The sequence below is a fragment of the Bradyrhizobium sp. 23 genome, from assembly GCF_023073295.1.
GTDB classification, from domain to species: domain Bacteria; phylum Pseudomonadota; class Alphaproteobacteria; order Rhizobiales; family Xanthobacteraceae; genus Bradyrhizobium; species Bradyrhizobium canariense_D.
The window spans coordinates 1-5,517 of record NZ_JADPJF010000071.1; the positions used below are offsets into that span (position 1 = coordinate 1).

General features: G+C 64.9%; 6 protein-coding genes, 1 tRNA gene and 1 pseudogene. 3 read left to right on the forward strand and 5 right to left on the reverse strand.

Annotated features, from left to right (window positions below; translation table 11 throughout):
• A pseudogene (locus tag IVB32_RS19755) lies at positions 1-172 on the forward strand (IS5/IS1182 family transposase); the annotation flags it as partial.
• A 519-nt stretch (positions 173-691) separates the two neighbouring features.
• Here the strand turns inward: IVB32_RS19755 and IVB32_RS19760 are convergent.
• The 3 genes from IVB32_RS19760 to IVB32_RS19770 form a co-directional block, all read right to left on the reverse strand.
• Positions 692-766, reverse strand: a tRNA-Val gene (locus IVB32_RS19760).
• A gap of 156 nt (positions 767-922) precedes the next feature.
• A complete protein-coding gene (locus IVB32_RS19765) occupies positions 923-2,221 on the reverse strand; it encodes a hypothetical protein (protein ID WP_247337937.1) in 1,299 nt (432 codons plus the stop codon).
• 119 nt (positions 2,222-2,340) lie between these two features.
• Complete coding sequence (locus IVB32_RS19770; protein WP_018458350.1) at positions 2,341-2,946, reverse strand: DUF1134 domain-containing protein; 606 nt, start codon at positions 2,944-2,946, stop codon at positions 2,341-2,343.
• Positions 2,947-3,085: 139 nt separating this feature from the next.
• Between IVB32_RS19770 and IVB32_RS19775 the strand changes: the two genes are divergently transcribed.
• Positions 3,086-3,571, forward strand: coding sequence for a YHS domain-containing (seleno)protein (locus tag IVB32_RS19775; protein ID WP_026233560.1), 486 nt, complete (start codon positions 3,086-3,088; stop codon positions 3,569-3,571).
• 14 nt (positions 3,572-3,585) lie between these two features.
• Here the strand turns inward: IVB32_RS19775 and IVB32_RS19780 are convergent, their stop codons facing one another.
• Positions 3,586-4,413 carry a 3'(2'),5'-bisphosphate nucleotidase CysQ gene (locus IVB32_RS19780; RefSeq protein ID WP_247300655.1) on the reverse strand — a complete coding sequence of 276 codons (828 nt, stop codon included), beginning with the start codon at positions 4,411-4,413 and terminating at the stop codon, positions 3,586-3,588.
• Between the two features lie 171 nt (positions 4,414-4,584).
• On the opposite strand from IVB32_RS19780, the gene IVB32_RS19785 reads away from it, so the two are divergent.
• Positions 4,585-5,238 carry a histidine phosphotransferase family protein gene (locus tag IVB32_RS19785; RefSeq protein ID WP_018458347.1) on the forward strand — a complete coding sequence of 218 codons (654 nt, stop codon included), beginning with the start codon at positions 4,585-4,587 and terminating at the stop codon, positions 5,236-5,238.
• Positions 5,239-5,252: 14 nt separating this feature from the next.
• On the opposite strand, the gene IVB32_RS19790 is transcribed toward IVB32_RS19785, so the two are convergent.
• Positions 5,253-5,517: hypothetical protein (locus IVB32_RS19790; RefSeq protein WP_247410976.1), on the reverse strand; the 265-nt coding region annotated here is incomplete at its 5' end.

Genomic DNA, 5,517 nt, shown 5'->3' on the forward strand with positions numbered 1-5,517 from the left:
CGGTCGCTGCTACCTCAAAGGCCGTGCCGGAGACGCCGCCAACGTCATCCTCTCAGCCGTCGGCCACAACTTCCGCCGCATCCTCGCCTGGCTCAGAGAACTCTTGTGCCTGTTCCTGGTCCGACTATGCCGCGTGCTGGCCGGTCCAGCCCCGCTCAATTCGCCTTCTTAACGGACGACAAGGTAAGCGAGACCGCTGCCGCCCCTCATTCTTGACCTTGGCCGAGCGTCGCCTTCATCAAGGCGAGCAACACATCAGCCAGCAAGAGACGGTGATAACCTAAACGTCGATCGTTATGGCTGCACGATGTGCCATCGCGGATAGGTGACGAGTACCGCGGATACGCACGGGCAAATGAGAACCCGTCAGCCCTACGTCGCTGGCGGGTTTTTCTTTAGGGACGCAGCCGAAGTCCTGCTGCTCGGCAGAGTGATCGCTTACCGCCTGAGAAGGACTAAAGGCAGAGCGAAACAGTGCAGGAACGTCGCAGGACAAGAGCGCGTCGAGACAAACGAGGTCGCCTACACTGGTTGGGTGGGGAGAACATCGAACGGTCGTACGATGACCAGCCGAGCCGTTCTGTAGGCCTCGCACCATCATTGCTCGCTTCGTGCCCCTATTGTGCCCCCGCTTTTTTGGGGCACATACTTGGAGAACCTTGCCGCTAAGTGGCTGATTTAGCTGGGTTAATGGTGGGCGCACAAGGGATCGAACCTTGGACCTCTCCCGTGTGAAGGGAACGCTCTCCCGCTGAGCTATGCACCCGAAACCATCATGCAGGCGACCCGAGTTTCGGCCGCCGATGCTTTGGAGCCCGCGATTTAGAAGTGCAGGCCGAAGGTGTCAAGTTTCGAGGCGCTGCCGGGCCGGAAAACCTTCCCCCGGACCCGCAATTCGGCGGTCAGACCATCTTGGGGCCGCTTACGCGCCCTGCTGGCGGGCGCGGGAGGCGTGGGCCTGGAGCGCGCGGATGCGTTCGGCCAGTGTTCCGCCGCCTTCGGGCAGGGTGCCTGCGGCGGTGCCGTTGGCAGGGGCGTCGTTGGCCGGGCGTGGCGCCGGCCTCGGCGGCTGGCCGGCCTCCGCCGCGAGCAGGGCCTCGATCGGCGAGTTCGGCCCTTCGAGCTGCATCGCGAGCTTGGCCACCTCGGCTGCGATGTCGTTGATGCGTTCGCGCAGCAGCGCGTTCTCCATCCGCTCGGTCGCCCAGGAGCTCTCGGCCTGTTGCTGGATCGCGTTGATGTCGCGCTGGAGCTTGGCGCGCTCGTCGCGGGCGGTGTGCAGCTGCTCCTCGAGCGCGGTCTTTTCCGCGCGGATCGATTCCATTGCGGCCGAGGACTTGCCGCCGCTCAACGCCGCGATCTCAACGCGCAGCTCCTTGATGATGCGCTCATTGGCCTCGTTGGCCTGGCGGAGCTGGTTGTTCTCATAGTCGCGTTCGGCGAGCAGCTTGCCCTGCGTGGCAAGGCGTCCCTCGAGATCGCCGACGCGGCCCGACAACATCTCGGCCTCTTTCACCTGCACGATGAGTTGGCGATCGAGGTCGGTGACGCGCTGGCTCAGATTCTCGACGCGGCCGCGGGCGTCGCCGAGCTCGCGCGAAGCGGTCTCGGACTCGGTGCGCTCCTGCGCCAGCCGCGCCTGTGTCGCGGCAAATTCCTTTTCGGCGTCGCCGACGCGGTGCTTCAGCTCCTCGATCTGCGCACGGACCGCGACCAGCTCGACCTGACGGCTCTCCGCCATCATCGAGCGGTCGGACAGTTCGGAATTGATCTTTGCGAGCTCGCCCTGCTTGTCGGTCAGCGCGAGCTCGGCGGCGCGCAGGGCTGCGGTCTTGGTGTTGAATTCCTCTTCCGTGGCGCGGAGCTGCTCCTTCACCGCCTTCTCGCGCGCTTCGAGCGCGAAGATCGTGGCGTTCTTCTCGCCGAGCTCGATCTTCATGCGGTTGATGGCGTCGCTCTTCTTGCCGAGCTCGGCGAGCTGGCTCGTGGTCTTGTTCTTGAGCTGGTCGACGCTCATCTCCAGCCGTCGCGCCGACATGGCGAACTCGGCGCGGAGCTGGTCCTTGTCGGCCTGGATCTCGGCCATCGACAACGGCGTGGCGGCCTCGAGCCGGCGCGTGGTCAGGCGCACGGCGCGGTTATGCACCAGCGGCACGATCGCGAGCCCGCACAGCATCGAGAGCAGGAAACCGATCGCCAGGTACATGATCGGTTCGACCATGGGCCAGAACTCCCAAAGCTAAGGAAAAATTTACCAAGGACATTGCATGCGGGGCCGGCAAAAAGCCAGCCCCGACATGTCGTTAACCTTGATCCGTCGCCGGAGGGGAAAGCGGAACGCTAGAACGGGTTCCAGGTCGCGCGCGGGGTGAATTTCAAATAGCCGATATTGGCTCCCAGCCGCAGGCCGAGGCCCGAGCGGATCGGCACCAGCACGATGTTGTTGGCGGTGAGCGCCGTCATGCCGAAGCCGCCGATGATGTAGGCCGAGCCGTCGAGGCCGGCGAAGCGCTGGTAGATCGCGTTGGTGGCGGGCAGATTATAGACCAGCGTCATGGTGCGCGCGCCGTCGCCACCCCAGTCGAAGCCGAGCGAGGGACCCTGCCAGTAGACCCTGAGGTCACCGGCGTTCTTGGTGTAGAGCGTGCCTTCGCCGTAGCGCAGGCCGGCGACGAAAGCGCCGGACCCTTCCTCACCGAGGATATAGCCGTTGGGCAGGCCCCATTGGCTGACCGCCTTCTCGATGATCGAGGCGAGACCGCGCGAGACGTTGCCGAAGAAGCGATGCCCGGCGTTCACGAGTTCGTCCGGCCCATAGGTGCTGGGCGTCTGGGTCCGCTGCGGCGGCGGCAAGTCGGGCGGCGGCGGCTGCTGGGCGGAAGCCGGACTGATCCACCCGACCATCGCGGCAAGCGCGACTGCGGCAAGGCGTGATGCGAAAGTCATAAAAGAACCCCTGGTATCGAATCCGGTCGCTTCCTTAACCTGGCGCCAACAGGCGCGGCTCTAGGTTGCGCCGGATGTCCCCTCGACTCGGATGTTATCCGCAGCAACTATGACGGCACAACGGCAGGAAGCCAGCCCTTTGCGCCCCGGAATTGCCTTGATCGGCCTTCTGGTCTGCATGCTGTCGGGCATTTGGATCCTCTGCGCGGGGTTGCCGGCGCAGGCGGCCACCACCGAGCGGATCGTCGTCAACCGTTTCAGTGGCGTGGCGATCGAGGGCTTCGACCCCGTGGCCTATTTCGTCGCTGGCACGGCCGTGCAGGGGACGGCCGAGTTCGAGGCGAACCTGTGGGGCGCCGTCTGGCGCTTTCGGAACGAGGGCAACCGGGCGTCTTTCCTCGCCCATCCCGAGGTCTACGGGCCGCAGTTCGGCGGCTACGATCCGGTCGATATCGCCCGCGGCGTCATCATCGCCGGTAACCCCCGCTTCTTCGCGATCGCGGCGCAGCGGCTCTATCTGTTCAGCCGGGAAGCCAATCGCGACGCCTTCGCCGCCAATCCCGAGCGCTTCCTCTATGAGGTGGGCAAGCGCTGGCCCGCCCTCCAGGACAAGCTCAGCCAGTAGGCCCCTTTACGACCTCAGAGTCTTGCCGCCTGCGGGTCACCCCAAGCAATGAACTCCGGGATGATGAAGCCGCCATCGTGCCGCTCGCCGAAGCGGAGCGCGCCGCCCTTGCCGTCGGTCACGCTGCCGCCGGCCGCGGTCACGACCGCGTAGCCGGCCCCGACGTCCCATTCACAAGTGGGCCCCAAGCGGGGGTAGATGTCGGCACTGCCTTCCGCGATCCGTCCGAATTTCACGGCCGAGCCGACCGCCTTTCTGACGGCGCTGGGGCGATGATCGATGAACGCCTCGGTTCGGGGATCTCCATGCGAGCGGCTCACCGCGGCGATCCAGGGTTCGCCCAGGGGCGGCAGCTTGCGGGTATGGATCGGCTCGGCAGCGCCGATGGTTGCGCCGTCGAACCCGACGCGCTCGGCGCCACGGCCGACGATGCCGCGCCAGAGCAGCCCGAGTGCCGGCGCGCTGACGATGCCCAGCAGCGGCACGCCCGATGTCACCAGGGCAAGGTTGACGGTGAACTCGTCGCGCCCGGCGACGAACTCCTTGGTGCCGTCGAGCGGGTCGATCAGGAAGAAGCTGGCGCGGAACGGCGGCGAGGCGAGCTGGGTCCGCTCTTCCGAGAGCGTCGGGATGTCGCCCGCAAGCTGTGCCAGCCCGTCCGCGATGATGCGGTCGGCCGCAAGGTCGGCCTCGGTCACCGGCGAGCCGTCCTGCTTGCCGTCGACCCGCATCGCTGCGCGGTTGACCGCGAGGATGGCTTCGCCCGCCTTCACCACCAGGGCGGTGAGCGGCTCCATCAGGTGGGAGGCGGCCGCGCCGTCGATGATCCGCTTCACCTGCATGCCTCATTCATCGGCAATTCCATCCCTAAGCGAGTGATTCGCCGCGGCATTAGGGCCGCTTCGAACCGATCGCAAGCTAGCTGCCACGTGCCAGCGAATGTTAGAACCTGCGGCATTCGTCAAGCATGCTTGATTCGCCGCGTCCGCGCCGTGCAATTCCAGGAACCCTTTATGTCTGACGCTTCGTCACCCGCTACCGCCACCGCTCCAGATGCGCTCGAACTCGCTGCGCTGCTGTGCTCGCGGGTCTGCCACGATCTCATCAGCCCTGTCGGCGCCATCGTCAATGGGCTCGAAGTGCTCGACGACGATCCCAAGCCCGACGACCGCGAGTTCGCACTCGACTTGATACGCAAGAGCGCGAAAACCGCCTCCGCTCGCCTCCAGTTCTGCCGCCTCGCTTTTGGTGCGGCCGGCTCGTCCGGCGCGCAGATCGATCTCGGCGATGCCCAGACCATGGCGCGCGGCCACATCGAGGACGGCAAGTGCTCGATCACCTGGAATCTGCCGCGGATCTTGCTGCCGAAGAATCGCGTCAAGCTGCTGCTCAACATGCTGGTCGTTTCGCAGCACACGATCCCGCGCGGCGGCACGCTGACGATCGATCCGATCGGCGAGGGCGAGACCATGAGCTTCCGCATCACCGCGACCGGACATAATGCGCGCCTGCCGCAGAACATCTCCGAGCTCCTGAGCGGCGAGCGCGGCCCGGCTGCGGATGCACATGCGATCCAGCCTTATTATACGCGGCTGTTGGCAGAGGCTTGCGGGCTGACCGTGAGGCTCGCGCACGAAGGCGAGGCCATCACCATTATCGCGTCGTAGACACGCCGCCGCTCTCAAACGTTAATCGAATCTTTACGAGGCGCTTCGGCTTGTCCGGAGCGCCTTATCTCTTTGTTGGTTCCGTTCTTTTCCACATACTCAACCATTATTAAACGCTTTGCGGTGAAGCTGGCCCCATTCCGAATTGGCGCATCACGTCTTGTGTGCGCGCCCTCCCTGTATGAAGGCCTGTTTTCATGGATGATCTGTTGCGGGAGTTTTTGACGGAAACCAGCGAGAGCCTGGACACCGTGGACAATCAGCTGGTGAAGTTCGAGC

Coding starts and splice junctions, on each gene's coding strand:
- IVB32_RS19780 (WP_247300655.1), bottom strand. CDS start 4,413: ATGCAGGTGAAGCGGATCATCGACGGCGCGGCCGCCTCCCACCTGATG.
- IVB32_RS19770 (WP_018458350.1), bottom strand. CDS start 2,946: ATGACTTTCGCATCACGCCTTGCCGCAGTCGCGCTTGCCGCGATGGTC.
- IVB32_RS19765 (WP_247337937.1), bottom strand. CDS start 2,221: ATGGTCGAACCGATCATGTACCTGGCGATCGGTTTCCTGCTCTCGATG.
- IVB32_RS19785 (WP_018458347.1), top strand. CDS start 4,585: ATGTCTGACGCTTCGTCACCCGCTACCGCCACCGCTCCAGATGCGCTC.